The following is a 2,576-nucleotide window of genomic DNA, read 5'->3' as shown; positions in this document are numbered from 1 at the left end:
GCCGCCAGGCGCCGGCTGCTGCGACTCCCCCTCCAGGGGGGAGTGATGGGAAGAATGAGGCGCAGGCAGGAATCCATCTTTTGCGGCGGCGCGAACTTTCTCGACGGCCTGTCTCGATTCCCCGGATGCCGGATTCCCGCCCCTGTTCAGGCCAAGGACAAGTTTGCGCGGGCTGGCGGGCGCCAAGAGCCTCGTGCATGACAACGCTCGCTCTTTCGACGCATCGAATATTTTCCGGTAGAGGCAAGACACGGTGACGGAAGAAAGCCCGTTTACCCCCGGTCGTCCGGTGGAGGCGACAGCGTTTCGGGGCAGGACGGACCTGGTGCGCCAGTTGGTGGACACGGCAAAGGCAGCTTGTCGCGGGCGTTTTCGCACAGCCTATATTTCCGGCGAACGCGGGATCGGCAAGAGTTCGCTGGCGCAGATGGCCCGCTACCTTGCCGAGACGGACCTGAAAATGGCGACCGCATATGTCCCGCTGGGCAGCGTTGGCAATCTGCAGGGCCTCGCGCGCATGTCTTTGCGCTGCATCGTGCAAAATAACAGCAATCAATCGTGGATCGAGAAGGTAAAGAAGCAGCTTGGCGATCGGATAAGGAAAGTAGGCGTATTCGGCGTCGAGGTGGAGTTGCATGTGCCCGCCGAAGACTTGCAGGCGCTTGTGGATCATTTTGCCGGCCAGATGTCCAGGTTGCTCAAAACCATCGGCTCCGAACGCAGGGGGCTGATGCTGGTCATGGATGACATCAACGGGCTTGCGGAGAACGCCCGTTTTGCAAACTGGCTTAAAAGCATGGTGGACGGGGTGGCGACCGCCATGAAGAAAAAAGAGCCGCCGGTATTCTTGTTGTTTGTAGGGTTGGAGGAACGCCGCCGGCAGATCGTCGCTTACAACGAATCGGTTGCGCGCATCTTTCAACCGACTGTTTTCGTTCCTCCGTGGAGCGAGGAAGAAACCAGGGGGTTTTTCCGGGCCGGATTCAAGAGCGGCGGGCTAAAGTTGTCTGAAGGCAGTGTGGGGGCCTGCGCGCGATTTTCCGGCGGCCTGCCCATGCTTGCCCAGGAGATTGGCCATGCGGTGTGGTTGCGGATGACAAAAGCGGAGCCGAAGCATGAACTGGACGGGGTAAACTCAGGAATAATTGATGCCGCGCAAGAGATCGGGCGCCAGCATCTGGAATCTTCCGTGGTCAATGCCCTGCACAGCGAACGTTACCGCTCCATTTTGCGCAAGATAGGGGTTGATTGGTCTATAGGCGATACCTTTTCGCGCCAGCAGTTGGGCGAGACAACCGGCTTGTCCGACAGCGAAAAGAAGGTGCTGGGCAACTTTATCAACCGCATGCGCAAACTGGGCGCCATTCTGCCCGTCGAGGACAGCGGCAGACGCGGAGAATACCGGTTCCCTTCCTTATTACATCGCTATTATTTCCTGATGGCGATGGAAGGCGGGGAGGCGAATGCGAATCGCAACTGAACAGGCAAGCGATCATAATGATTCGTGTTTCTCTAATCGGGCGCATGTAACGCAGCCTTGATGTTCTGCCCCGCGGCCAGTTCCGGCGTATCTTGAACCGACATTTTTATAAAAACCGCGGGGTCAGACTGTTCAACGGCGATGCAGTCGAAATCCTCGATTCGCTTCCCAAAGGAAGCATTGATTTGGTTTTCGCCGACCCGCCATACAACCTTTCCAACGACGGCTTTACCTGCCACGCGGGAAAACGCGCCAGCGTGAACAAGGGCAAATGGGACAAAAGCAATGGGGCGGAGAAGGATTATGAATTTCACCGCAACTGGATTGGGGCGTGCCGCCGGGTGCTGAAAGACAGCGGGTCGCTGTGGGTTTCGGGCACCTACCATTCCATTTATGCGTGCGGTTTCGCGTTACAGCAACAAGGGTGGCATCTGCTGAATGAGATTTGCTGGTATAAACCGAATGCCGCCCCTCATCTGGCGTGCCGCATGTTTGCCGCAAGTCACGAAACCCTGCTTTGGGCGCGGAAAACAAAAACGGCGAAACATAAATTCAATTACCGATTGATGAAAGAATCCAATTGGGAGGGTGATTTTATCAAACAGCCGAACAAACAGATGCGAAGCGTTTGGGCGATTAACACGCCGAAGGCCGGAGAGAAAAAGTATGGCAAGCATCCCACTCAAAAGCCCGAATCGCTTTTGGAAAGAATCGTATTATCCTGCACCGATGAAAACGACATCGTGCTCGATCCGTTTTGCGGGAGCGCGACCACCGGAGTCGTCGCCTTGCGGCATGGCCGACATTTTGTCGGCATTGATTCCGAAAAAGCATTCCTCGGGAATATGGCGAAGAAAAGAATTGAGGATGTGCTTGTCCGGGGAGGCGTGCCAACTTCCGAAACCGGTATGGGAGGAACGGGCGTCGGGTATTTCGACAGTCTTTTCGGAAGCCAATAAATCGAAATCGGCTCATGCCAGCCAACGATTCATGGCGTAAAATCTTCAGGGGTCACGAAATCGGACGGCGCGCCGCTCTTTCTATCACTCCCCCCTTGAGGGGGAGTCGCAGCAGCCAAGCCGCCAGGCGCCGGCTG

The 2,576-nt window shown here is 56.4% G+C and carries 2 protein-coding genes; both read left to right on the top strand.

Annotated features, from left to right (window positions below):
* Positions 1 to 253 precede the first annotated feature (253 nt).
* Positions 254 to 1,480 carry an ATP-binding protein gene (locus tag OXU43_07155; protein ID MDD9824932.1) on the top strand — a complete coding sequence of 409 codons (1,227 nt, stop codon included), beginning with the start codon at positions 254 to 256 and terminating at the stop codon, positions 1,478 to 1,480.
* Between the two features lie 92 nt (positions 1,481 to 1,572).
* Positions 1,573 to 2,439 carry a DNA methyltransferase gene (locus OXU43_07150; protein MDD9824931.1) on the top strand — a complete coding sequence of 289 codons (867 nt, stop codon included), beginning with the start codon at positions 1,573 to 1,575 and terminating at the stop codon, positions 2,437 to 2,439.
* The last annotated feature ends 137 nt before the right edge of the window (positions 2,440 to 2,576 follow it).

It is taken from the genome of Gammaproteobacteria bacterium (genome assembly GCA_028817255.1).
Classification (GTDB): domain Bacteria; phylum Pseudomonadota; class Gammaproteobacteria; order Porifericomitales; family Porifericomitaceae; genus Porifericomes; species Porifericomes azotivorans.
This window is presented reverse-complemented; position numbering and strand designations above follow the sequence as displayed.